We start from the raw sequence: 23,525 nt of genomic DNA, 5'->3' as shown, positions 1-23,525 counted from the left end.
AGCACGGCTCGGACGCAGGAGAGGAAGCACGATGGTGTGGTCCGCGACGAACACGGCGTAGGCGTCGCGGACCGCATCCGACGCTGCCTCGGCTGATCGTGCCCCGCCCGACGCGGGCCCGACACGGGCCCGGCGACGGCGAGCGTCGGGTACCGGCGGCGGCCTCAGCGCGGGTCGACGTCGTCCAGCGGGTCGACGTCGTAGGCCGGCAGACCGTCGATGCTCGTCCAGTTCTTGCGCCGCCGGAACTCCTGCTGTCCCGCCTCGCCCTTCCGCTCGAAGTACGGCCCGATCAGATCCCGCTCGCCCCCGTACGCCATGAGGGGCACGCCCCAGCCGCAGCTGTCCGAGACGCGGTCGACGTCGACCACGATGACCGCGCGGGCACCCGGTAGGTCGGTGAAGCGGCTCGCGAGTGCGGAGTACTCGTCGTCGTACCGGGTCACGACGCGGCCGGTGCCGTGGAGCCGGACGATGTTCGGCGCGCCGTCGAACGCGCAGAACATCACGGTGATCCGGCCGTTCTCGCGGAGGTGCGCCACCGTCTCGCTCCCGCTGCCGGTGCCGTCGAGCCACGCGAACGTGTGGTCGTCGAGCACGGCGAAGGTGCCGGGAACTCCGCGCGGCGAGACGTTGACGTGCCCGTCCGGGGTGAGCGGCGCCGTCGCCACGAAGAACACATGCTGCCGCTCGACGAACTCTCGCAGCCGACCGTCGATCCGCTCGTACAGTTTCATGCTCGCACGCTGCCACGAGCTTCGTCGCCTGCCGCGCCCCTGACCAGCACCCGGACGCGCTACAGGCCATCGGCTGAGCTCGATGAGGGCGAACAGTGCCCGACCGTACGCGCCGGCGGGCTCTGCGTTCAGGAGGTGTCGAGGGCATCCCACTCGAGCCGGAGCACGCACGCGTCGTCGTACTCGTTGAGCTCGCCGCCGAGCAGCGACGGGACGAGCTCGGAGGCGACCGCTGCGCCCGGAGACCCGGCGGCTGCCCTGGCGAACGCCTCCAGGCCCGTGGGCAGGCTGCGGTCACGCCGCTCGACCATCCCGTCGGTGTAGAGCCACAGCACGTCACCGCGGCGGAGCTCGAGGACCCCCGGCCCGGCCTCCGGCCCTGAGAGGTGCGTGGAGTGCCGACCCGACCGGTCCGCCATCACTGCCGCGGGCGGCAGCACCGGGGCATCGGTCGCGGTGATTACGCCCAAGGGCCGCCGGCGCCCCTGCCACAGGAACTCGGCGTCGCCGTCGGGCCGGGTCACGAGGGGTGGAGGGTGCCCAGCGCACGCGAAGACGAGCCGCCCCGTAGTCACGTCGAGCTCGGCATAGACGAGCGTGGACCCGAAGCCGACCCCGCGCCGCTGGACGAAGCGGTCCACGCGGGCGAGCACCTCGACGGGGCCGACACCGCTCTCGGCACAGCTACGCACGACCGTCCGCAGCTGTCCCATCGCGGTCGCGGAATCCAGCCCGTGCCCGACGACGTCACCCACGGCCAGCGCGAGGGTCACGTCGTCCACCCAGAAGGCGTCGTACCAGTCGCCACCGACCTCGAGCGAGCGTTCCGCGGGCCGGTAGTCGGTACTGAGGCGGGCGCGCTCGGGCTGAGGCAGATGTTCGGTGAGCATCGCGCGCTGCAGCTCGTACGCCACCGAAACGCTCTGCTCGTGCAGCACCGCACGGTCGAGCGCGACGCCGCCCTGCTGTCCGGTGGCGGCCAGCGCCCCGCGGTCCAGCGCGTCGTCTCCAGCGTGCGCCCGCGGGGCGAGGACCAGGATGCCGTGGAACGTGTCGGCGCCGTGCAGCGGGACCACGACCTGACCGTCGGGCGCGATCACGACCTCGGCCGCTGCGGCGGCGGACTCCCCGGAGCCATCGGTGATGCTCGCAGCGTCTCTCGTCGCCTCCAGGAGCGCCGCGGACGGCTTCTCGACCGACGCGTCGTCACCCAGCCGCGCGCGCAGGGTGAGCGTTCCCGAACCATCGACGAGCCAGACCGACGCTGACTCGGCGCGGAACTCGCCGACCGCCGCGTGCACGAGCGCCTCGCAGACGCCCTCGACGCCCGCCGCCCGGGCGAGGGCTGTGGTCGTGACGAGGAGCGTGCGGACGCTCGCCGCGGACCGCTCCGCTTCCGCGTGGGCCGCCATCAGCTCACGCTCGAACCGTGACCGCTCGCGAGCGTCGAACAGGGCCACGTTGATGACGATGTCGTCGTCGTCCCCGTCGCCGTGCAGCTCCGCGGAGAGCAGGACCGGACGGCGGGTGCCGCCGGCGCGCAGCTCGACCGCGATCTCCTCGACCCGGCCCTGCATGCGCAGCAGCGGGGCGAGGTGCGTCTCCCAGTAGATCCGGCCGCCCACGGACAGCAACGCGCTCAGCCGGGTGCCCCGCAGGTCCCGCGCGCCGGCGTCGTCGAACCAGCTACGGAACGTGTCGTTGGCATCGAGGATCGCGCCCGCGCCGTCCAGACGGAGCAGGGCTACGGGGGCCGAGTCCCACGAGCGGGCACGCCCTGGAGGCGTCACGGAGAGAGATACTCGCGCATCGCGGTGATCAGCTCCTCGGGAGCGCTGAGGTTCGGGCAGTGGCCGACGGCGTCGATGAGAACGAACTTGCTGTCGGCGAGCTGGTCGTGCACGTACTCGCCCACCTCGACCGGAGCGATGACGTCCTCTCGGCACTGGACCACAAGGCTCGGCGTACGGACGGCGGCCAGGTCGGCCCGGTTGTCGGAGAGGAAGGTCGTGCGCGCGAAGCGCTTGGCGATGGCCGGGTCCGTGCGGCAGAAGGAGTTGGTCAGCTCCTCACCGAGCTCGGGTCGGTCCGAGCTGCCCATGATCACCGGCGCGATGAACGCGGACCAGCCGAGGTAGTTGGCGTCCATGGTCTCCAGCAGCTCCTCGATCTCCTGGGCCGAGAACCCCCCGCGGTAGCCGACGTCGTCGACGTAGCGCGGGCTGGGGCCGACCAGCACGAGGCGGTCGAAGAGCTCGGGCCGCCGCGCGGCGGCGAGCAGCGCGATGGTCGCGCTCACCGAGTGGCCCACGAACACGACCGGGCCGAGCGCGAGCTCCTCCAGGAGCTCGACGACGTCGTCCGCGTAGCCCTCGAGAGACGCGTGCCGGTCGGGGTCGTACGCCGCGAGATCAGACCCGCCGGCGCCGACGTGGTCGAGCAGGACCACGCGGAAGTCGTCCTCGAAAGCCGGGGCCACCAGCCGCCACATGGACTGGTCGCAGCCGAAGCCGTGGGCGAAGACCATGGCCGGGGCGCCCACCGGGGCGCCGGCGACCTGGACATTGTGGCGAGTGGCGGCAGACACGGCAGCAGTTTAAGCAGCATCGGCGGCCCGGCCTGTCGACGGCACTTCGATACCACCGCGCTGTTGCGAGGTGTTCATCACTCGAGAGCGAACCATTTGTGGACGCCGTGGAAAGGCCCCGCCTCGCCCATGAGCCTCGCCTGCTGCTCCGCCTGTTCCACGCTCGGCTGCCTCTTTGCTCGGCTTTCGAGGCGGCGGTCTATAGGCTCTCGGATCGTGGGAGAGGCTGACGCGGACGACCAAGAGACCCGAGCGACGCTCTACGCCGTCGGGCACGCGCTCGCGCTCGTCGCCGCCGCGGTGATCGCCGCCTGGACCCTCGTGAACATCTGGACCCTCGCCAATCCGCCCGGCCACGGGACGGTGTGTGCGCTGGTGTACCCGGCGCCGCCCGGCTGCGCGCCGCACGCCCGCTTCACACCGGCGTTCATCTCCGCGGTCGTCGTCTCGCTGGCCTACAGCGCAGTGACGTTCCTCTTGCTGACGCAGGGCCGGCATCGGGCCATGGTTGCCGTATGGGGGCTCGGCGGCCTGCTGATCCTCTCCGTGCTTGCCGGCCAGTTCGTCACGTGGGGCGGCGTGCGGGGCTGAGTCGGTCGCTGTTGCCCGGAGCCCGTCGGGGGGCTCCAGGAGTCCCGACCCGCCCTGACCGACGCGATCGGAATCTGATCCACCTCAGCAGAGCCCGACAGCGCCGCGGCCGGCAGCCTTCCCTTCAGCTTCGGATTCTGCGATCCAGTTCGTCTCCCAGGTCGCTCCGGCGTCCGCCGAGAACGCCTGCTCGAACCTTGATGGGCTCAGACGGCGGTCATGTGTACCGATGTGTACCGAGCTGCCCTCCAATCAGACCGCGTGCAGGCTCGCCGCCGTCCGAGTGTGAACGGCCTTGTGCTTGGCTCTTCACTCCCGATAGAAGACCTCGTCGTCCTCGCTCGGTACGAGGGGCGCGAACTGCCGAAGCTCGGCGCCGCGGATCATCCACAGCCGGAAGAAGCCCTCTTCCTGGTCCATCACGAACAGTTGCACCGCGTTCGGCTCGCGCCACGGCATCTCGAAGAAGCGCTGCCGGACAGCATCGAGGTCAGCATGGTTCAGCACACCCGCCCACACCTCGCACTCGGGCGCCTTCCACCCGCCCCATTGGCTGTCCTCCGCGCTCGTGAGCAACCTCAGGTAGCCCACTCCGCGACGCTCAGGACTCGACCGGCGGGGGGCTTCTGTCCGTAGCCACTCGCTCAGCGCGTTCGCGTTCTCGGTGTCGTCCATGTCGACAGCGCGGCACCACGATCTTCCGGGTATAAATGCGTCGCCTCACGCCCTCCCGCCGCGTGCGACGTGTCCTCATGGCAGAAGGCTGTTGAACACCTGGCGTGCCAACCCCGCGGGCTCCTGACCCTCGACGTGCAGGCGCAGGCCGCTCGGCAGGTGCGACAGATGATGCGCGTAAGTCTCGTGCTCAGCACGGAGGAATCTCGGATCCTTGCTCACTCCGCGTCCGGAATCTGCTCTCGCCCGGGCGAGAGAGGCGTCGAAGTCCGCCGTCAGCACGACGTGGAGAACATCGGTGCCCGCAGGCACCTGGTCAAGGACCTGTTGCACTTCGGTCGGGTTGGAAGTGCCTTCGTCGACCACGATGTCGATGTCGGTCGTCAGCCAGGCGCCGATCAGCTCTGCATGGATCCCATGAGCCCAATCCCAGTCTGGAAGTGTCGGCAGCGCCATCTCCGCAACGGTGTCGACGTCGGTGAGCGCCACCGAGAAGCCCTCCAGCCGTAACAGCCGAACCAGCTCGACGGCCAGTGTGCTCTTCCCGGACGCGATCGGGCCGCTGATTATGACCAGCCGCGAACCCGCGCGGCGCTGAATCTTGTCGATCATGTCCTGACCGTGTTCTCGAACGGCTCCGCCAACAGCACTACCCGATCGCTCTCGACGTCGAACCCGAGTAGGGGATGGTGCCCGTCGCCGCCTTCGGAGCTCATCAGCACTGGTTTCGCCACCTGCCGTCCGATCGCGGAGAGGAACGCGCAGAACCAGTCCTCGACCGACGCCCCGGGTACGAGCAAGTCCGGCAACGCACCCATCAGATCGGGGTCGAAGAACTCTTTGACCCCGTCCCACAGCAGGTCAGCCACTCGCAGATCTTGCCTCTGCGCTGGGGTTCCTCGCCAGCCAATTCACCGCGATCGAGGAACCAGGTATCGTCGCGGGCTTCGACCCGTCGAGCCTGCGAGCAGTGGCGCTGAAGCCGCACTGCACTATGCGCCGGTGGTTCGTGGATCGCAGTCCGGACATCTGGCACGGTATGGCTGGAGGGGCAGCGGCCGGGAGCATCGGGATTCCAACGCTCCCGGCCGTTGGTCATGTTGGCGCCGGACGGGCTGGCGCGGACCTTATGCGGGCTATCTGCGGACTGCCTCGCGTCGTGCTCGCTCATGCGCCAGTGGGAGCGTGCGGATCGCCGAGTGCCGGGCTGGCACCCACGGTCCTGCCCTTAGGTTCCGGTGTGCCAGTAGCATCCCGGCATGACAGCCGATCAGAACACTCCGCCACGGGTTTCGGGCGGCTGGACGAGAATCGTCCTGGTGCCGGTTGGCGTCGTGCTCATGCTCATCGGGGCTTCCCAGGTCTTCGCCTGGACGGGCTACAAGCTCGGGGCCTTGCCGATCGGACTGTGGCAGGTTCTGGAACACGGCGGGTTCAACGGTGTCCTCGGTGAGGACCTCGGCGCCGCGATCGGGCGAGGTCTCGCATGGACCGTCGGCTTCGTCACGGTCTCGATTGTCATACTCAGCATCGTGAGACGCCGAGCGGCCCACAGGCTCCCGGTGGGCGTCTTCGTGCTCGGTGCGGTGTTCGTAACGTCATGGGCATTCCCGGGAAGCGCCGGCCTGACGCATGACGGTGCGCGGCATGACTTTCACACGTTGCGCCCCGCGCTCGACGACGTCGTCGAACGAGCAGTGCAGGGCGATCTCGACGGGCCATATGCCGAGCTTCCCCGGACCCTGGACTTCGTCTCCGTGACCGGCTCCGTCGACCTCTACCACGAGGCGGAGGACCCTGGCGCGGTGACCATCTTCGTTCCGCAGTGGGCACGGCTGGTCGACGACGCGGGCGGCTACATCTACTCGCCGCACCGCAGACCCGACGTAGACATGCATGGCATGGCCTGCACCGCCCCGGCCCGGCTGGACGAGGGCTGGTGGTCCTGCGGGATGAGAACAGGATCCAGCTGAGGCCGCTGGCCGGAAACGCTGGCGACTCCGAGACGTCACTGGTTGGGTGGAACGCCCGAGCGTCGAATGGACCCGGCTGTACCGGCGAGATCGCTTCGAGCCGTTGATGGCTGTCCGGCTCGCTGCGCGAGGCTCCGCTCCGGACGACCTCGCACAACGCGACAGCTCGGGCTTCTCCGGCCACCGCTCCGACGCAGGTCAGAGGCTTAAAGCGGACGAGCCGGCCTGTACGCCGGGTTCTCCCGGATGGTGTGCTGGTATGTCTCGCGATGTCCGACAAGTGGGTTGGGCACCGCGGGGTCGTTGGAACTTCGCGGTTCTGCCGGGTCCGGGGCGCGTTGGTGGAGGTGGCGTCGGATGGCCTCAGACGGCGGTCATGTGTACCCGATGTGTACCGAGCTGCTCCCCAATCCGACCGCGCACAGGCTCGCCGCCGTCCGAGTGTGAACGGCCTTGTGCTTGGCTCTTCACTCCCGATAGAAGACCTCGTCGTCCTCGCTCGGTACGAGGGGCGCGAACTGCCGAAGCTCGGCGCCGCGGATCATCCACAGCCGGAAGAAGCCCTCTTCCTGGTCCATCACGAACAGTTGCACCGCGTTCGGCTCGCGCCACGGCATCTCGAAGAAGCGCTGCCAGACAGCATCGAGGTCAGCATGGTTCAGCACACCCGCCCACACCTCGCACTCGGGCGCCTTCCACCCGCCCCATTGGCTGTCCTCCGCGCTGGTGAGCAACCTCAGGTAGCCCACTCCGCGACGCTCAGGACTCGACCGGCGGGGGGCTTCTGTCCGTAGCCACTCGCTCAGCGCCTCCGCGTTCTCGGTGTCGTCCACGTCGGCCGAGATCATCACGTTCGCCACCCAGCTCATAGCGATCGTTCTACCGGAGCGGACAGCAGGTCACCACAGGATGGGGTCGAGCTGGCACTGAGCGGTCATGAGCAGAGCGTGGGTCTCGCGAGAGGCGTTCCGGGTGCTGGCGTTCGCGACGACGATGAGCCCGGACCTGGCCGCCGTGGGGAAGAACGCCGCGTGTTTCGTGTTCTCTGCTGCCCGTGATAGAAACGCCTGATCGGGCGTCTACGCAGGTCGCCCCAGATTTCGGTGGATAATTTAGATGAATGTCGACGGGTGGAGTGGCATGCCTGACCTGGAACCGCAGCGGAGCGGGGGCCGGGTGTCGCTGGTGGACCTGACCGGTGCAGAGGACATGACTGCGGCACTGCGCAAGCTGCAGGACCAGTGGGGGCCGGTGGCCCCCGTGGATCTGGAGCCAGGCGTACCGGGCTGGCTCGTGCTGGGGCACGCCGAGGTCATGGAGGTGATGCGCACCGAGAGCGTCTTCGCCCGGAACCCACGGCACTGGAGAGAGCAGCTACCACCTCAGTCGAACCTGCACGCCATCCTGTCCCCGACCGGACGGCGGAACCTGTACTTCTCGGACGGCGCGGAGCACCGGCGGCTGCGGCTCCCGGTGGACGAGGCGTTCGCCGACATGGACGAGGTCCGGACGGCAGCGCTCGTGCGCGTCGTCTGCGCCCGGCTCATCGACTCGTTCGCCGCCAAGGGCAGTGCGGACCTGATGGGCGAGTATGCGGCGGCGGTGTCATTCCTGGCGGTGTCGGGCATGTTCGGGTTCGACGAGCGGCAGGGGTTCGACCTGCTGCGCTGCGCGAGCGAGATCTTCGGGCACGGCGGCGATCCCGTGTCAGCCCTGGTCCGGATGGACCAGATCGTGCTGGACCACGTCATCGCGACCCGGGCGGAGCCAGGCCCGAACCTGACCGCCAGCTTCATCGAGCACCCGAGTTTCGAGGACGACACGGAGATCGTGCACTCGATGGTGATCGCGATCTGTGCGGCGAACGAGATGCTCGTGACCTGGATCGCGGCCACACTTCGCCGCATGCTCACCGACCCCCGGTACACCGGCCGCGTCACGGGCGTGCGCCGCGGGCTGGACGACGCGATGGACGAGACGTTGTGGAGCGAGCCGCCCGTGGCGAACCTGCCCGCCCGGTACGCCGTGACCGACTGCACCCTCGGCACGGCGCGGATCCGCGCCGGCGACGCGATAGTGATGGGCGTGGCCGCCGCGAACAACGACCCGCGGGTACGCACCAGCGACGACCTCTTCGAGGCGGGCAACCGGTCGCACCTGTCCTTCGGCGTCGGGCCGCACGCGTGCCCCGCCAAGCGCCCCGGGCGGCTCGTGGTCAAGATCGCGGTGGAGAGCCTCATGGAGCGGCTCGACCTGAGGCTCACCGACCCGGTGGTGAAGTGGGCGCCATCGCCGTGGTCGCGCTACCCGTCCACGCTGCCGGTGACGTTCACTCCCGAGCGCCAGGCCGCCCGCACGCCTGCCCGCGTCTGACCTGCCCCTGGAGCGTCAGACGGCATCGACGTGCGCCTTGCCGTTCACGCAAGTCTTCGTGCGCCATGCCCGCGCGGGGTTCGCCGTCGGGGACCTGCATCCTGAGCATGAACTCGAGGTTCCAGCGTGCCTCGTCGAGGATGTTGGCGACTCGATCTACCGATGCTCGGGACGAGCACCAGCGGCTGGGGGACTCAGGCCGTGCTGGCGAGGGTCTCCGGGTGCACCGGCGTACGGGACGTCCCGGTGCGCACCCAGGACTCGACCTCGTCCACCGCAGCCTCCCCGAGGCGTCGCACCTCTCCGCCGACCGACCCGGCAATGACGGTGTCGTTCGTGATGAGCCGACAGAGGGTCTTCGAGACCGGGGTCGGCGTGGCAGGCGGTTGCCGAGGCTACCGGGTTGCGCCAACGGCGCACAAGACTGCCCGAACCGTCACATGGCTGTCTCATAGTCACTTCTTTACGTACTGGTCACACGGCGACCCGCAAGAGTTGAATGTTCTGCCTGGTATGCACGTTATGGTTCAGGTTGTCCGTCGGCAGACGAGATGGTGTCTTGGCTAAAAGAGGAGCCCCCAGTGCCTGACCACACCGGTAGATCCCGAAAGACGACAGACGCCGTCGCAGCTAGTTCGGACCGCGAGTCCCGCCGCCGCGTGACCAAGCTGATCCGGCACCTGAGCACGCCCGAAGGGCGCGCCGACCCCCACGCCGTCTACGACGAGCTGCGGGCCATGGGCCCGGCGGTACGCATGCCGTGGGGAGCCTGGATGGTCACCTCGCACGGCGCGAGCCACGAGGTGCTCAGCGGATCCGGCTGGCGCACCGTGGACGCCGCCTGGCGCACCGCGCGCCAGCCGACGTGGGTGCAGCACCCGGGCCTGAAGTTCCTGCACGACTCCGCGCTCGGCACCAACCCGCCCGGGCACGCCGGGCTGCGCCGCAGCCTTGGCTCGTTCGTCTCGCCGCAGTCGGTCGCTGACCTCACACCGCAGATCGTCCAGACCGTCCACGAGTACCTCGACCGGTTCGATGCGGTGCTGCGCGCCGACGGCGAGGCGGACTTCGGGGCCCTGGTCGGCGACCGGCTGCCCATGGCGGTGCTCTGCATCGTTCTCGGGCTGCCGCGCGAGGACATCCCGCTGCTGTGCGAGATGAGCCGCATGCTCTCGAACGTGCACGACCTCGCGCCGAGCAAGGCGCGGATGGTGCAGGCCGACCGCGCGGGCAAGCTGTGGAACGCGTACTGGGAACAGCTCGTAGCCCAGCCCAGACCCCGCCTCCCGGAGGACTCCCCGCTGGGAGAGTGGCTCGACACAGAGACCGACCCCGCGGTGCGCGCGGTGGCCGGCTCCCAGCTCAACGTCATGATCGAGGCGGGCCTCGAGACGACGACGTCCCTGCTGTCCGACGGCGTGGTGCAGCTCCTGCGCCGGCCCGACCAGGCCACGTGGATGCTCGAGCACCCGGAAGCCGTGCACGGCGCCGTCGAGGAGCTGGTCCGCTTCGTATCGCCCGTACAGCTCATGACCCGGTACGCAGCGCAGGACACGGAGCTGCCGGGCGGCATCCCGGTGACAGCCGGGCAGATCGTGCACGCCGTGGTCGCCGCGGCCAACCACGACCCCGACGCCTACGACTCGCCGCACGACCTGAACCTCTCGCGCCCGCCTCGCCGCAACCTCGCCTTCGGCGTGGGCATGCACTACTGCCTAGGCGCGCCGCTGGCCCGTCTGGAAGCGACGACACTGTTCCCCGAGGTGCTGCAGCGGTTCGATCTCGAGCTCGCCGGGCCAGTGGGCTACGACGAGACCCTAGCCTTCCGCGGAACGCGTTCGGTGCCGGTACGGCGGCGACCCCGTCCAGCCGCGACCGCGGGTGCTGGTGCGGCGGTGGGTGCTGGTGCGGCGGTGGTTGCTGGTGAGAGCGCGTCCGCCGCCGGACCCGTCGTGGTCGACCGCGAGGACGCCGTGCTGGTGGTGACCCTCACGCGGCCCGACGGCGACAACCGGCTCGACCGAGCGACGCTGACCGCCCTGGGCGACGTGCTCACGACGCTGCCCGACGACGTCGCCGCCGTCGTGCTGCGCGCCGAAGGGCGCCACTTCTGCATAGGCGGCGACCTGGACGAGCTCGCCCAGCTCGCCACCAACGACCCCGACGGCTACCGGAACCTCGTCGAGCTCAGCGACGAGGTGCTGCGCGCCTGGCGCACCTGCCCGGCGGTGACAGTCGCGGCGCTGCACGGCAACGTCGCCGGAACAGGGCTCGGGCTGGCGGTCGCGAGCGACCTGCGCGTGGCCGCCGAGGACGCACGGTTCCGCGCGCCCGAGACGGTCGTCAGCATCCCGGTGGGTCCGAGCGAGGTGCTGGACCGCCTGGTCGCCGAGATCGGTTCCGGCTGGACCCGCGCGATGCTGCTGCTCGGCGATGCCCTCAACGCCCAGGAGGCGCTGGAGGGCGGGCTCGTGCAATCCGTCGTCCCGACCGAGAACGTGTGGGCCGAGGCCAAGCGCCTGGCCCGGCGCATCGCCCGGCGCGACCGGGAGGCCATCCGCGTCACCAAGCAGACGATGGCCCGGCTTCCGCACGACGGTCCCGATCCGACGGAGGGCACCGACGTGTGGGAAGCACCACTAGCCCAGGCCCTGCGGCGCCGGATCACCCTTGGCAACGCGAGGTAGCGACTCCTCGTCGACGAAAGGCCGGCGGGGCCAGCGACAATGCTGGCCCCGCGCCCGAGACGATCGTCAGCATTCCGGTCGGCCCGAGCGAGGTGCTGGACCGGAACTCGCGGCGACCGTCGTCCTGGCGGTCTGGAGACGGCGACCCGTCGACCCGGACGCCGGAAAGTTCACGTTCAAGGAGCACGCCGAGCACTGGCGGACGCTCCAGGTCCATCGCGGCAACACAGAGGACCAGGTCGACGTGGTTCTTGAGATCCGAACCTACCCACGGTTGGGACACCTGCCGCTAGCCCCGATCGACTCCGAGGACATCCAGTCGACTTCCACGATCTGCGTCACTACTACGCGAGCCCGCGCATCCGCCACGGCGCGTCCGTCAAGGCGGTTCAGGCACGACTGGGCCACAAGGACGCGAGTGAGACCCTGGACACCTACTGGTATCACCACGGCCTTCAGGCCAGGCGACCATGGCGCAACTGCGAACGTGATCTCGCGCCTGGAAGCCTCCGACTGGTGCTCCGATGCAGGTCAGGGCCTTAAAAGCGGACGAGCCGGTCTGTACGCCGGGTTCTGTTCCCGCGCCGGGTTACCCCAGCGCGGGCGACGGCCATCCATCTAGGCCCTGCGTTGCCGCAGGGCTCGAGCGGTCTACCCAACTGTGCTTCTCAGAAGAGAATCGGGCGGGCCGCCCTCAAACACAGTCTGTCTGACCTTGCTCCAGGTGGGGTTTACCTAGCCGCTACCGTCACCGGCAGCGCTGGTGGTCTCTTACACCACCGTTTCACCCTTACCCCCGGTCCTGAGACCAGGGGCGGTCTGTTTTCTGTGGCACTGTCCCGCGGGTCACCCCGGGTGGCTGTTAACCACCACCTTGCCCTGTGGAGCCCGGACGTTCCTCGGCGGGCGCCCGAGGGCACCCAACGCGACCGTCCGACCGACTCGTCCGCAGGTAGAAGAGTACCGCCAAGTGGTCGCACCGCCTGTCAGACGTCGACGCGGTAGCCCAGCACCAGCTCGTCGCCCGACATCCCCCGGATCCCCCAGTTCTCGCGCGGGCTCTCCAGGATCACGATCTCCAGGTCGTCGGCGGCCAGTCCGAGGTGCGGCGCGACGTCGTCGTACAGCGCCGCGATGAGCGCGCGCTTGGCCTTGCGGCTGCGGCCGGTGAAGCAGACGATCTCGACCACGAGGTAGGCGTCCGAGCGCGGGGCGACCAGGTCGCCGTCGTCCAGGAGGAGGAAGCGGTGGAACCGCTTGTCCGCCGGGAGCTGCCAGGTGCGCACGAGCGCCTCGTGCAGCGCGTCGGAGATCTCCGCACGCCGCTCGCCCCATATCGACCGGTTTCCGTACACCTTGACCTGGGCCATGTGCGCCAACCTACCGAGCCATCCCGCCCGGCAAACTAGGCTGAGCGGGTGATGTTGCTCCTCCCGCCCTCCGAGGGCAAGACGCCGGCGCCCGACGGCGCGGCCCCGCTCGACATGGACTCCCTGGTCCACCCGGAGCTCACCGAGCGACGCGAACAGGTCCTCGCCGATCTCGCTCGGGTCAGCGCCAGGCCCGACGCGACCACCGCCCTCGGGGTCAGCGAAGGACTCGCCGACGAGGTAGCGCGCAACACGGCGCTCCGCGAAGCGCCGTCGGGCCCGGCTGCCACGGTGTACACGGGTGTCCTGTACGCGGCGGCCGGCCTGGCCACGCTGCCCGACGGCGCCGCGCAGCGCGCCCAGGCGAGCGTGCTGACCTTCTCGGGGTTGTGGGGAGTCGTCGCGCCCGGTGACCGCATCCCCGCCTACCGGCTCAGCATGGGCGTCGGCCTGCCCGACGTCGGCCGCCTCGCCACGTTCTGGAAGCCCGCCCTCGCAGAGGTCCTCGATGCGCGCGCGGCCGGCGACGTCGTCGTCGACTGCCGGTCAGCCACCTATGTCGCCGCCTGGAAACCCCGGACGACCGGGGACGGGGCCACCGAATGGGTGGAGGTGCGCGTGCTGCGCGAGACCGACGGGAAGCGGACCGTGGTGTCGCACAACGCGAAGCACACGCGCGGCGTGCTGGCCGGGCACCTGCTACGCCGGGAGCCCGAGGCCCGGACCTGCGAGGACGTGCTCAAGGCCGCGCAGGAGCTGGTGGGCTCCGTCGTGCTCACCGAGATCGGCTCGGGCAGGGACCAGACCTTGATCGAGGCGAACCTGCTGGACGGCAGGCCACGCGGCCCGCGGACGCTGGAGCTCGTGCTCGCCTGAGCCATCTCTCCTTCGAGGCCTAAGTTTCTTCGCTTTCGAGGGTCTGAAAGCGAAGAAACTTAGGCCTCGAAGGAGAGAGTCGGGCCCCGAACCCTGGCGCACGCGCCCACCGACCGGTTGGATGACCGGTCATGACGACACGCAGCCTGACGGGCGCCCGAGTCGCGGTGGCAGCGGCGTTCTTCGCGCAAGGCTTCGTCTTCATCAGCCTCACCACCCGCCTGCCCCGGTTCCTGGAGCGCTGGGGTCTCGACGAGGTCGCCCTGTCGCTGCTGCTGCTCATGATGGTGCTGCTCGCCGGCGTCGGGTCCCTGGTCGCGGAGCGCACGGCGCGGAACGTCGGCAGCGCAGGCACACTCCGGCTCGGGCTCGCGCTGATGGTCGTGGCGGTGCCCGCGATCACGCTGGCGCCGGCGATCGGCGTCTTCGTGGGCGGGGTCGCGGTGTACGGGGTCGCGCTGGGCCTGGTCGACGCCACGACCAACATGCAGGGCGTCGACCTGGAGCACAGGTACGGCCGGCCCATCCTGCCGTCGTCGCACGGTTACTGGACCACCGGTGGCATCAGCGCCGCCGTCCTGGTGCTCGCGACCGGGCACCTCTCCCCCACCGTGGGAGCGTTCGTGGCGGTGGTCCCGATGCTGATCGCGTTCGCACCGTTCCTTCCGCACGTCGTGGCGGCGCCGCGAGTCGCACCGGGGGCCTCGGCGGGCGACGGACCGGTCCAGTGGCGACCCATCTGGCTCGTGGGCACCGGGCTGGTCGTGTTCTACATGGTCGACACCACCGCAGCGGCCTGGGGACCCGTCTACCTGGCTCGCTCGTTCGACGCCCCGGGCAACCTCGTCGCGCTCGCGACCTTCCCCTACCTCGTGACCTCGATCGTCGTGCGCCTGGCGGGCGGCCGTCTCGTGACCCGGTTCGGCGTGGCTCCGCTGCTCCGCGTCGGGGCGGTCATGGCCTGCGGTGCGCTGGCCCTGGTGGCGCTCGCGCCGTCGTGGCAGATCGCGGTGGTGGGCTTCACGATCCTCGGCGCGGCAGTCGCCCTGGTGGCGCCACTCAGCTTCTCGGCCGCTGGACGCATCGCGGCGGGCACGGCAGGCACGGCGAACGCCCCGGTCGCCGGAACGCCCGCAGGCCCTGCCCCCGAGCCCGCCCGCGCCCGCACGGACACCGTCATCGCGCGCTTCAACCAGTTCAACTACGTCGGCGCTCTGCTCGGCTCTGTGCTCACGGGGTTCGTCGGGGCGGACAACCTCCGGCTCGGGTTCGCCCTTCCCGCGGTGCTGGTGCTGGCGCTGGTGCCCCTCGCTCCGGCCTTCGCCCGGGGAACGCTCAAGCGATCGGGCGACCGCCCGGTCACCCGGCAGTAGGTCGGCAGCTCAGCCGTCGGTCGGCACGCCCACGGCGGTCACCTCGGTGGAGCCGTCCTCCCACAGGCGCACCACCGACAGGGAGGCCGGCGGGATCCGCAGCCGCGGCCAGTGCGAGGCGGGCGCCCCCAGCGCCTGCCCGACGGCGGTCCGGATCTGCGCCACGTGCCCCACCGCCACGACCGTGCGGCCCACACCACCGGCCAGCAGGTCGGCGAGGCCGTCCCAGACACGCGCACCGAGCTGCGCGTAGGACTCGCCGCCCGGCGGCTCGAAGGTGCCCGTCGAGCGCCACCGCGCCAGCTCGCCCGGCCAGCCCTGCTCGATCTCTGGCGCGGTGAGCCCCTCCCACTCCCCGTACCGGCACTCGGCGAACCGGTCCTCGGTGCCGACGTGCAGCCCGAGGCGCCGTCCGACGGCGGTCGCCGTCTCCTGCGTGCGCGCGGTCGGCGAGGCGACGAGCGCTGTCGGGCGCGGCAGGTCCGGCCAGAGGCCGCCGCCGCGCATGCCGCCCGTCGAACCCGCTCCGGTCCGCGCGGCGCGTCCGATGCGGAAGACCGCGTCAGCGGCCTGCGCCGCCTGGAGCCGGCCGCGCGCGGTCAGTGGCGGACCGGGGACGTCCGACCCGGAGTATCTGCCGGCCTCCGTCAGCGGCGTCACCCCGTGCCGGACGAGGACCGCGGTGAGCGGGAGAGCGCCGTCGGACCGAGCAGGCGCGTCCGGCTGGCGCCGGTACGTGTCGAACCCTGGCGCCTCGCTCATCCGGCGGCAGCGCCGGTCTTCACGCCGGAGACGCGCACAAGGATCCGGCTGCACTCCTCGCAGCGCACCACGGCATCGGGAGCCGCGTTCTTGATGTTCGCCAGGTCGCCCGGCGGGAGGTTCATCCGGCAGCCCTCACAGCGGTTGCCGTTGAGCACCGCCGCGCCCGTGCCGCCACGCTGCGTCCGGATCTTCTCGTAGAGGGTGACCAGGGCAGTGTCGAGCCCGTCGGCCGCCTTGGCCCGCTCGCTCACCATCGCCTGGACCTGCGCGTCGATCTGCGCCCAGCCCGCGTCGCGCTCCGCCTCGACCCTCGTCTTCTCCGCGACGAGCTCACCGTTGGCGGCCTCGACCTTGGCCAGAGCGTCCTCGTGCGCCTCGAGCCGCTCCATGACACCGAGCTCGATCTCCTCCAGCGCCGCCTGGCGGGTGGCGAGCGAGCCGAGCTCGTCGGTCAGCGCCACGGCGTCCTTGGCGCTGACGCCGCCCGAGTCCAGCCGCTGCTGGTCGCGCTCCGCACGGTTGCGGACCTGCTCGACGTCGGACTCTGCCTTGGTGAGCTCGCGCTTGAGGTCGGCGACCCGGGTACGCGACTCGACGAGCGAGGCACGCAGGTCGGCGATCCGGCCGTCGAGCTCCGTCAGCGTCGTGAGCGCGGGCAGCGTCTTGCGCTGGTGGGCGAGCTGCTGAGCGCGGGTGTCGAGTGCCTGGACCTCCAGCAGCCTGCGCTGGTCTTCTGGCGGTGCGGTAGCCACGGGAGGCGTCCTCTCGGTCGGGTTCTGGGGGGGCGGTCCAACGCTACCCCGCGCCCGCCCGCGCCGAATCCACCCGCCCCACACGTGCCAGACGCTCAGACGGACGGGATGTGGCCCGTCCAGGGGTCGGTCACCATGTTGCTGACGCGGGCATCGACCGTGAGGCCGTCCGCCGCGAGCGCCGCGACGAGGTCCTCGACGGCGTAGTCCAGCCACGGCCATTCGCTCGCGTAGTGGGCGGTGTCCACGAGGAACGGGGTGCCCGACAGCCCCGCGCCGTCCTCGAACTGGGCCCGTTCGCGCAGCTCGGACGCCGGGTGGTGGCGCAGGTCCGAGGTGACGTAGACGTCGGCGGCGGCCGCGCGGACGGCGTCGAAGTAGCCGTCGCCGGACCCGCCGAGGACGGCGGCCGTGGTCACGATCGCGTCCGGGTCACCGGAGTAGCGGATTCCCTGGGCCGTGGCGGGCAGCGCTTCCGCGACACGGAGGGCGAAGCCGGCGAGCGTTGTCGGCTCGGCGAGGCGTCCGACGCGCCCGATGCCGCGGGCGGTGCCGTGGTCCGGGTCGCTGCCGTCCGTCAGGGTGGCGGCGCGCACCTCGAGCGGCCGCCGGTCGGTGATGCCGACCAGGTCGGCGAGGGCGTCCGCCACGCCGCGCGGGGCGGCGTCGGCGTTGGTGTGCGCGACGTGCAGAGCGCACCGGCCGGTCACCAGCCGGTGCACCACCGACCCCTTGAAGGTCGTGGCGGCCACGGAGCTCACGCCGCGGAGGAACAGCGGGTGGTGCGTGACGAGCAGGTCGGCGCCCCAGTCCAGGGCCTGGTCGACGACCGCGGCCACCGGGTCCACCGCGAACAGCACCTTGCGCACGGCCGCGTGCGGGTAGCCGGCCACCAGTCCGACGGCGTCCCACGCCTCTGCCGTCGACGGCGGGTAGAGACCGTCGAGGGCGCGGACGACCTGCGCCAGCGTGGGGGTTGCGCTACCGAACGCAGGTGGCGGGCTGTCGAACGGCGGTGGGACAGGAGTGCCGTGCGGGCCGAACCGCGGTGGGGCCGGGGTAGCCGGCCCGTTGGACGGGTCGGGCCACCTGGGGGCGTCGCTGCTGCTCACGCCTCGCAGCGTAGTACGCGGCGGCGGTCGAGCACGCCCGGTCGCACGTCCTGCAGACGCGGAGGACATAGGCTCGTGTCGTGACCGAGTCAGCCCCCCGCATGAACGTCGAGTCGTTCAACCTGGACCACCGCGCCGTCGCCGCCCCGTACGTGCGGCTTGCCGACCGCAAGCAGCTCGCGGGAGGGGACGTGATCGTCAAGTACGACGTGCGACTCACGCAGCCCAACGTCGCGCACCTGGAGATGCCGACGGTGCACTCCCTCGAGCACCTGTTCGCAGAGCACTCGCGCAACCACTCCGACGCCGTCCTGGACTTCTCGCCCATGGGCTGCCAGACCGGGTTCTACCTGATGCTGCAGGGCGACCCCGCCTACGAGGACGTGCTCCAGCTCGTCGAGGCGACGATGCGTGACATCGTCACCGCGTCCGAGGTGCCTGCCGCGAACGAGGTGCAGTGCGGCTGGGGCGCGAACCACTCGCTGGCCGGCGCCCAGGAGGCAGCTTCCGTATTCCTCTCGGCACGTGGTGTGTGGTCGCAGGTGTTCGCCGACGGTGCGCCGGGCGACGCGTCCGCCAGCGACGCGGCCGCCCGGGACGCGGCAGCTCGCGAGGCCGCTGCCCGCGACGCCGCTTCCGCCGCCGAGCAGTGAGCGCCCCCACGCCCGTCGCCGTCGTCCTCGTGGCGATGGACGACGAGGCCGCGCCCTTCCTCGATCTGGCGTCCGAGGTCGGCGAGCCCGAGCGCGTCGGCCGCGCCGAGTACCGGCGCATCACGCTCGCCGGCCGGCCCGTCGTGCTCGTGCGCAGCGGGATCGGCTTCGTCAACGCGACCGCCGCCGGCGCGGCCGCGATCCTCCGTCATGGCGCGGACGTGCCGCTGATCAGCGCGGGCAGCGCCGGCGGGCTCGCGAAGGACGTAGCGGTGGGCGACGTCGTGCTCGGCGTCCGCCTCGTCAACGCGGACGCCGACGCCCGCGCCTTCGGGTACGTGCTCGGCCAGGTCCCCGGCATGCCCGAGGCGTACGACGCCGACCCCGTGCTCGCCGACGCCGTCCGGCGGGCCGCTGCTGACGTCGAGGCGCGCGAGCCCGCAGGCGGTCAGGACCGTCCGGCGCTGCGCGAGGGCACCATCGGTTCCGGCGAGAAGTTCGCCACCACCGACCTGGCCCTGCGGCTCCGCGCGGACTTCCCCGACATCCTCGCCGTCGACATGGAGTCCGCGGCGCTGGCTCAGCTGTGCCACGGCTTCGGCGCCCGGTTCGTGTCGGTGCGGGCGGTCTCCGACCTGTGCGCGCCCGACGGCACCGAGTTCCTCACGCACGTCGACGACGCGGCGCTGCGCTCGGCGCAGGTCGTCACCGCGACGGTCGGGCTGCTGGCGGACTGAGCTGCCGGACCTACACGACGGTGCTGGTCTCGCCGGTGCTGGTCTCGCCGGCGCTGGCGCGCAGCTGCTCCACGGCGCACGCGACGAGCGCTGCCCGACGCCGGTCCTGGCCGGCGTGGACGACGATGCGGCGCGAGACGCCCGGGCGAACCAGAGGCTTCGCGACGAGCCCCGGGGAGTCGTCCGGCACGGCCAGCCGCGGTAGCACCGTGACTCCGATGCCCGCGGCCACGAGCCGGAGCGCCGCCCGGTGGTCGTCGAGCCGGGCGGCATAGCGCGGGGCGAACCCGGCAGCGCTGCAGGCGCTCAGGACGATGCGCCCGATCGGGCTGTCATAGATGTCATGGTCGACCCAGGGCTGTTCTGCCAGGTCGCGGAGGCTGACCTCTGGCACGCCGGCCAGCGGGTGCGACGCCGGGAGCACGGCGACGAGCTCCTCGACGACGAGCTCATGACGCGCATAGCCGTCGAGACGGATACCGGCGCCGTCGGCCGGCTCGGTGCGGAGGTCGAGATCGGGTCGCCGGCGCCCGCGGCCGTCGACCGGTTCGTTGAGGCTGATCTCGACGGTGAGGTTCGGCTGGAGCCGCCGCACGGCGCGCACCACCGCAGGCATCCACTGCTCGGCGGCCGAGGCGAAGCAGGCGATGGCCAGGTGCTGTCCCTGACCGCCCCGGAGGTCCGCCACCGCCCGTTCGAGGCGACCGAAGTCGGCCAGGAGCGCCTGCGCCTGGTCGGCCAGCTCCCGGGCGGCGTCGGTCGCCGCGATCCCGCGGCCCTGTTTCTCGAACAGGACGAGCCCGGTCTCCCGCGCGAGCGCGGCCATGTGCTGGCTGATCGTGGCGGGCGAGTAGCTGAGGTTCCGGGCCGCCCCGTTGATCGATCCGGCAGCCAGGACCGCGCGCAGGATCTCGAGCCGTCGTGGGTTGAGCATGACCTCGACCGTAGGGCAGACGCGACCGTAAGGCATTGGCGAACGGTCGCTCGCTTTTGTGTGCTTGTCCTGACTGATCGGCGCGGTCGAGGATAGGCCTGTCTTGATCGGCTCCGCGTGGAAGGACGACCATGGATACGACGTTCTGGGACGATGCCGACCGGCTCCTGATCCGTTACGGACCGAGCTTCACCCCGCGGGTCATCGAGCGGGCCTCCGGCTCGTACGTCTACGACAGCGACGGGACACCGATCCTCGACTTCACGTCGGGGCAGATGAGCTCCATCCTCGGCCACGCGCACCCGGACATCGTGTCGACGGTCTCGTCGGCCGTCGCGTCGCTGGACCACCTCTTCAGCGGCATGCTCAGCGCCCCGGTGCTGGGGCTGGCCGGACGGCTCGCCGGGACGCTGCCGGCCCCGCTGGGCAAGACCATGCTGCTGAGCACCGGGGCCGAGGCCAACGAGGCTGCGATCAAGATGGCCAAGCTCCGCACGGGCCGCTACGAGATCGTCTCGTTCGACCGCTCGTGGCACGGCATGACCCAGGGTGCGGCCTCCGCCACCTTCTCCGCCGGACGGCGCGGCTACGGTCCGCCCACGCCGGGCAACCTCGCCCTCCCCTCCCCGAACGCCTACCGGTCGCCGTTCCGGTCGCCCGACGGGTCCTACGACTGGGAGGCGGAGCTGGCCTACGGCTTCGCGCTCGTCGACCAGCAGTCCGCCGGCAGCCTCGCCGCCTGCCTCGTCGAGCCGATCCTGTCCTCGGGCGGGATCATCGAGCTGCCGACCGGGTACCTCCGGCGGCTCAAGGAGATGTGCGAGGAGCGCGGGATGCTGCTCGTCCTCGACGAGGCGCAGACCGGCCTCGGCCGTACCGGCGACATGTACGCGTTCGAGCGGGACGGCGTCATCCCGGACATCCTGACGCTGTCGAAGACCCTCGGCGCCGGGCTGCCCGTCGCGGCCGTCGTCACGTCCGCGGACATCGAGGAGGTCTGCCACGACCGGGGATTCCTCTTCTACACGACGCACGTCTCGGACCCGCTGGCTGCTGCGGTCGGGCTGACCGTGCTGGACGTCATCGAGCGGGAGCGGCTCGTGGCCCGCGCCGCGACGCTGGGCGAGCAGCTCACCGGCCGGCTGGAAGCGCTCCGCGACCGGTACGACGTGGTCGGCGACGTACGCGGCCGAGGCCTGCTCCAGGGCATCGAGCTGGTGCGGGACAAGCGGAGCAAGGCGCCCGCCGACGCGCTGGGCAACGCCGTCACCTCGGCCTGCCTGGACCGGGGCCTGCACATGAACATCGTGCAGCTGCCGGGCATGGGCGGCATCTTCCGCATCGCACCGCCCCTCACGATCAGCGAGGACGACCTGCATGCCGGGGTGGACATCCTGGAGGCCTCGCTCAGGGCGGTGCTGGACGCTCAGTCCTTGGCGTCCGCGTAGCTCTCCGTCACGGCGACACTGAGCGGGAAGTCCACCGGGAAGTCGCCGAAGAGCAGGCGCCCGGCCTCGTCGGCGGCAGCGCGCACCTCGTGGGACACGGCCTCGGCGAGTGCTGCCGGGGCATGCACCACCACCTCGTCGTGCAGGAAGAACACCAGGTGCGGACGACGGTCGAACGGCGCAGGGGCCAGGCCCGGCGGGGAGCCGGTGGAGAGCTCGCCCAGCGCCCAGAGCCGACGGCGGATGGACGCGATCCAGCACAGCGCCCACTCCGCGGCGGTCCCCTGGACGACGAAGTTCCGGGTGAACCGCCCCCACGAGCGGGTCTGGCTGCGGGCGCGCGACTGGACGTCCGCCCCGGCGTCCTCGTCGAACGCGGAGCCCTGCACCGCGGCCCAGGAGTCGCCCGGCAGCGGCGAGCTGCGGCCCAGCCGGGTGGAGACCTTCTCACCACGCTCCCCGGCGCGCGCGGCCCGCTCGACGAGGTCGATCGCCTGCGGGAAAGCGCGCGCGAGCCGCGGCAGCACCTGTGCGCTGACCCCCGTGGTGCCCCCGTACATGGCGCCGAGCATGCCGAGCTTCGCGTGCTCGCGGGAGTCGACGACGCCGGCCGAGACGATGCCGGCGTACATGTCGGTGCTGGCGCCGTCCTTGGTGCGTCCCGCAGCGGCCATGCGCTCGTCACGGGCCAGGGCGGCCAGCACCCGTGGCTCGAGCTGCGCCGCGTCGGCGACGACGAAGGTCCAGCCCGGATCCGCGGCGACCGCCCGCCGGACGTTGTGGGGCAGCTGCAGTGCACCGCCTCCCGTGCTCGCCCATCGGCCGGTCACGACGCCGCCCACCACGTACTCCATCCGGAACCGGCCGTCCGGCGCCCAGGTGTCGAGCCAGTTCCAGCCGTTCGCCGTGTAGAGACGGTAGAGCCCCTTGTACTCCAGGAGCGGGGCGATCACGGGGTGGTCGAGCTTCTCCAGCTCCCACTTGCGCAGGCTCCGCGCACCCACTCCCGCGTACTCCATGGCACGCAGCAGGTCGGGATGGGAGTCGGGGTTGAGCGTCGGCGGGGCGTCGATGGCATCCCGGATCCGGTTGGCGAGGTCTTCGAGCTTCGCCGGCCTGGCGCCAGGCCGGGGCCGCGGGCCCAGCGCCTCGGTGAGGATCTCGTCGTGGATGTCGCCGCGCCAGGGAAGCCCGGCGTGATGCATCTCGGCGGCCGCGAGCGCCCCCGCCGACTCCGCCGCGAGCAGGAGCCGGAGGCGGCCGGGGTCGGTGCTGTCCTTGATCGCGAGCAGCTGTGCGGTCAGCTCGGCGGCAGGATCGAGGTGGTTCCCCGTGTCGAGGGGCCTGTCGGTGGTGCCGCGGCCCTCGTCGGAAGCACGCGCCGGTGCGGTGATCTCGCCGAGGTCGAAGAGCGGCTCGGAGCCGGGGTGGCGATCGGGGCGGAGCAGCGCGGCCGCCGTCGGGCCGCCCGGGGGTGGGACGGGCGCGAGGCGGTCCCATGCCGTTGGGCCTGCCTCGGCGAGTGCGGTGCGTGCCGCCAGGACCGAGGCGCGCAGGACCGCGTGCGCCAGCCGCAGGTCGTGCGCCCGGTCGACCCGGACGCCGTCGGCGAGGAGCGCCGGGTACCAGCTGTTCGTGTCGTCCCAGGTCCAGCGGGTGTGCGACGCCTCGTCCGCGGCCGCCTCGCGAGCCAGCGCGGATGCCTCGACGACGCGTTGCTCCCCCGCCGGCGCACCCGGGTCGGACACCGGTCGCAGACCGATGCCCGACCCCTCTTCCGAGACCACCGTGTGCATGGGCTCAGTCTGCCGTGCGCCACTGACACCGGGCGTCGGCCGGCCGGCACCGCGATGCGGCCGGTCAGTCGGCGACCATCCTGCGG

The 23,525-nt window shown here is 71.3% G+C and carries 22 protein-coding genes, 1 other RNA gene and 2 pseudogenes; 11 read left to right on the top strand and 14 right to left on the bottom strand.

From position 1 onward, the window contains the following. Nucleotides 1-164 precede the first annotated feature (164 nt). The 3 genes from APR04_RS02215 to APR04_RS02205 all read right to left on the bottom strand — a co-directional run bounded on the left by APR04_RS02215 (nucleotide 165) and on the right by APR04_RS02205 (nucleotide 3,264). Nucleotides 165-737 carry a pyridoxamine 5'-phosphate oxidase family protein gene (locus tag APR04_RS02215; RefSeq protein ID WP_253867510.1) on the bottom strand — a complete coding sequence of 191 codons (573 nt, stop codon included), beginning with the start codon at nucleotides 735-737 and terminating at the stop codon, nucleotides 165-167. A gap of 128 nt (nucleotides 738-865) precedes the next feature. Next, on the bottom strand, nucleotides 866-2,527 hold the full coding sequence (locus APR04_RS30875; protein ID WP_253867509.1) for a SpoIIE family protein phosphatase: 1,662 nt from the start codon (nucleotides 2,525-2,527) through the stop codon (nucleotides 866-868). Then, nucleotides 2,524-3,264: an alpha/beta fold hydrolase gene (locus APR04_RS02205; RefSeq protein ID WP_253868004.1), complete on the bottom strand. Its 741-nt coding sequence runs from the start codon at nucleotides 3,262-3,264 to the stop codon at nucleotides 2,524-2,526. Before APR04_RS02205 ends, APR04_RS30875 begins: the two co-directional genes overlap by 4 nt. Nucleotides 3,265-3,540: 276 nt before the next feature. Between APR04_RS02205 and APR04_RS02200 the strand changes: the two genes are divergently transcribed. Continuing rightward, on the top strand, nucleotides 3,541-3,915 hold the full coding sequence (locus APR04_RS02200; protein ID WP_253867508.1) for a hypothetical protein: 375 nt from the start codon (nucleotides 3,541-3,543) through the stop codon (nucleotides 3,913-3,915). Between the two features lie 309 nt (nucleotides 3,916-4,224). Here the strand turns inward: APR04_RS02200 and APR04_RS02195 are convergent, their stop codons facing one another. The 3 genes from APR04_RS02195 to APR04_RS02185 form a co-directional block, all read right to left on the bottom strand. Beyond that, the gene (locus tag APR04_RS02195) at nucleotides 4,225-4,590 is read right to left on the bottom strand and encodes a squamosa promoter-binding protein 15 (protein ID WP_253867507.1); all 366 of its coding nucleotides are present in this window, start codon (nucleotides 4,588-4,590) and stop codon (nucleotides 4,225-4,227) included. A gap of 75 nt (nucleotides 4,591-4,665) precedes the next feature. Further along, nucleotides 4,666-5,202 carry an ATP-binding protein gene (locus tag APR04_RS02190; RefSeq protein ID WP_253867506.1) on the bottom strand — a complete coding sequence of 179 codons (537 nt, stop codon included), beginning with the start codon at nucleotides 5,200-5,202 and terminating at the stop codon, nucleotides 4,666-4,668. Continuing rightward, on the bottom strand, nucleotides 5,199-5,459 hold the full coding sequence (locus APR04_RS02185; protein WP_253867505.1) for a hypothetical protein: 261 nt from the start codon (nucleotides 5,457-5,459) through the stop codon (nucleotides 5,199-5,201). The genes APR04_RS02190 and APR04_RS02185 overlap by 4 nt, the downstream gene beginning before the upstream one ends. A 390-nt stretch (nucleotides 5,460-5,849) precedes the next feature. On the opposite strand from APR04_RS02185, the gene APR04_RS02180 reads away from it, so the two are divergent. Continuing rightward, nucleotides 5,850-6,563 carry a hypothetical protein gene (locus tag APR04_RS02180; protein ID WP_253867504.1) on the top strand — a complete coding sequence of 238 codons (714 nt, stop codon included), beginning with the start codon at nucleotides 5,850-5,852 and terminating at the stop codon, nucleotides 6,561-6,563. Nucleotides 6,564-7,030: 467 nt separating this feature from the next. Here APR04_RS02180 and APR04_RS02175 read toward each other — a convergent pair whose 3' ends face one another. Next, complete coding sequence (locus APR04_RS02175; protein WP_253867503.1) at nucleotides 7,031-7,432, bottom strand: squamosa promoter-binding protein 15; 402 nt, start codon at nucleotides 7,430-7,432, stop codon at nucleotides 7,031-7,033. A 67-nt stretch (nucleotides 7,433-7,499) separates the two neighbouring features. Here APR04_RS02175 and APR04_RS30305 point away from each other — a divergent pair, with 67 nt between their 5' ends. The 4 genes and pseudogenes from APR04_RS30305 to APR04_RS30870 form a co-directional block, all read left to right on the top strand. Continuing rightward, a complete protein-coding gene (locus APR04_RS30305; protein ID WP_301311946.1) occupies nucleotides 7,500-7,634 on the top strand; it encodes a hypothetical protein in 135 nt (44 codons plus the stop codon). Between the two features lie 69 nt (nucleotides 7,635-7,703). After that, on the top strand, nucleotides 7,704-8,936 hold the full coding sequence (locus APR04_RS02170; protein WP_253867502.1) for a cytochrome P450 family protein: 1,233 nt from the start codon (nucleotides 7,704-7,706) through the stop codon (nucleotides 8,934-8,936). Nucleotides 8,937-9,595: 659 nt separating this feature from the next. Beyond that, a complete protein-coding gene (locus APR04_RS02160) occupies nucleotides 9,596-11,623 on the top strand; it encodes a cytochrome P450 (RefSeq protein ID WP_253867501.1) in 2,028 nt (675 codons plus the stop codon). A gap of 327 nt (nucleotides 11,624-11,950) precedes the next feature. Continuing rightward, nucleotides 11,951-12,166 (top strand): annotated as a pseudogene (locus APR04_RS30870) (tyrosine-type recombinase/integrase); the annotation flags it as partial. 3 nt (nucleotides 12,167-12,169) lie between these two features. Here APR04_RS30870 and rnpB read toward each other — a convergent pair. Continuing rightward, nucleotides 12,170-12,568: RNase P RNA component class A (gene rnpB / locus APR04_RS02150), an RNA gene on the bottom strand. A 41-nt stretch (nucleotides 12,569-12,609) separates the two neighbouring features. Then, complete coding sequence (locus APR04_RS02145; protein WP_253867500.1) at nucleotides 12,610-12,993, bottom strand: tautomerase family protein; 384 nt, start codon at nucleotides 12,991-12,993, stop codon at nucleotides 12,610-12,612. Between the two features lie 48 nt (nucleotides 12,994-13,041). On the opposite strand from APR04_RS02145, the gene APR04_RS02140 reads away from it, so the two are divergent. Continuing rightward, complete coding sequence (locus APR04_RS02140) at nucleotides 13,042-13,869, top strand: YaaA family protein (protein ID WP_253867499.1); 828 nt, start codon at nucleotides 13,042-13,044, stop codon at nucleotides 13,867-13,869. 131 nt (nucleotides 13,870-14,000) lie between these two features. Then, the gene (locus APR04_RS02135; RefSeq protein ID WP_253867498.1) at nucleotides 14,001-15,242 is read left to right on the top strand and encodes an MFS transporter; all 1,242 of its coding nucleotides are present in this window, start codon (nucleotides 14,001-14,003) and stop codon (nucleotides 15,240-15,242) included. Between the two features lie 9 nt (nucleotides 15,243-15,251). Here the strand turns inward: APR04_RS02135 and APR04_RS02130 are convergent, their stop codons facing one another. The 3 genes from APR04_RS02130 to APR04_RS02120 all read right to left on the bottom strand — a co-directional run bounded on the left by APR04_RS02130 (nucleotide 15,252) and on the right by APR04_RS02120 (nucleotide 17,727). After that, entirely contained in the window at nucleotides 15,252-16,004 is a 753-nt protein-coding gene (locus APR04_RS02130) for a histidine phosphatase family protein (RefSeq protein ID WP_253867497.1), read from the bottom strand. Then, a complete protein-coding gene (locus APR04_RS02125) occupies nucleotides 16,001-16,759 on the bottom strand; it encodes a zinc ribbon domain-containing protein (RefSeq protein ID WP_253867496.1) in 759 nt (252 codons plus the stop codon). The genes APR04_RS02130 and APR04_RS02125 overlap by 4 nt, the downstream gene beginning before the upstream one ends. A gap of 95 nt (nucleotides 16,760-16,854) precedes the next feature. Then, complete coding sequence (locus APR04_RS02120; RefSeq protein WP_253868002.1) at nucleotides 16,855-17,727, bottom strand: Nif3-like dinuclear metal center hexameric protein; 873 nt, start codon at nucleotides 17,725-17,727, stop codon at nucleotides 16,855-16,857. Nucleotides 17,728-17,972: 245 nt separating this feature from the next. Between APR04_RS02120 and APR04_RS02115 the strand changes: the two are divergent. After that, nucleotides 17,973-18,422 (top strand): annotated as a pseudogene (locus APR04_RS02115) (S-ribosylhomocysteine lyase); the annotation flags it as partial. A 98-nt stretch (nucleotides 18,423-18,520) separates the two neighbouring features. Further along, a complete protein-coding gene (gene mtnN, locus APR04_RS02110; RefSeq protein ID WP_253867495.1) occupies nucleotides 18,521-19,261 on the top strand; it encodes a 5'-methylthioadenosine/S-adenosylhomocysteine nucleosidase in 741 nt (246 codons plus the stop codon). 10 nt (nucleotides 19,262-19,271) lie between these two features. On the opposite strand, the gene APR04_RS02105 is transcribed toward mtnN, so the two are convergent. Further along, nucleotides 19,272-20,195, bottom strand: coding sequence for a LysR family transcriptional regulator (locus tag APR04_RS02105; RefSeq protein WP_253867494.1), 924 nt, complete (start codon nucleotides 20,193-20,195; stop codon nucleotides 19,272-19,274). A 131-nt stretch (nucleotides 20,196-20,326) separates the two neighbouring features. Between APR04_RS02105 and APR04_RS02100 the strand changes: the two genes are divergently transcribed. Continuing rightward, complete coding sequence (locus APR04_RS02100) at nucleotides 20,327-21,643, top strand: aspartate aminotransferase family protein (RefSeq protein WP_253867493.1); 1,317 nt, start codon at nucleotides 20,327-20,329, stop codon at nucleotides 21,641-21,643. On the opposite strand, the gene APR04_RS02095 is transcribed toward APR04_RS02100, so the two are convergent. Continuing rightward, nucleotides 21,622-23,439 carry a bifunctional 3'-5' exonuclease/DNA polymerase gene (locus APR04_RS02095; RefSeq protein ID WP_253867492.1) on the bottom strand — a complete coding sequence of 606 codons (1,818 nt, stop codon included), beginning with the start codon at nucleotides 23,437-23,439 and terminating at the stop codon, nucleotides 21,622-21,624. The two genes, APR04_RS02100 and APR04_RS02095, sit on opposite strands and share 22 nt — an antisense overlap. Between the last annotated feature and the right edge of the window lie 86 nt (nucleotides 23,440-23,525).

The sequence above is a fragment of the Promicromonospora umidemergens genome (assembly GCF_024171995.1).
In the GTDB taxonomy this organism is placed as follows: domain Bacteria; phylum Actinomycetota; class Actinomycetes; order Actinomycetales; family Cellulomonadaceae; genus Promicromonospora; species Promicromonospora umidemergens.
Note: the sequence above shows the minus strand (reverse complement) of the source record. Positions and strands in the feature narration are given on the sequence as shown.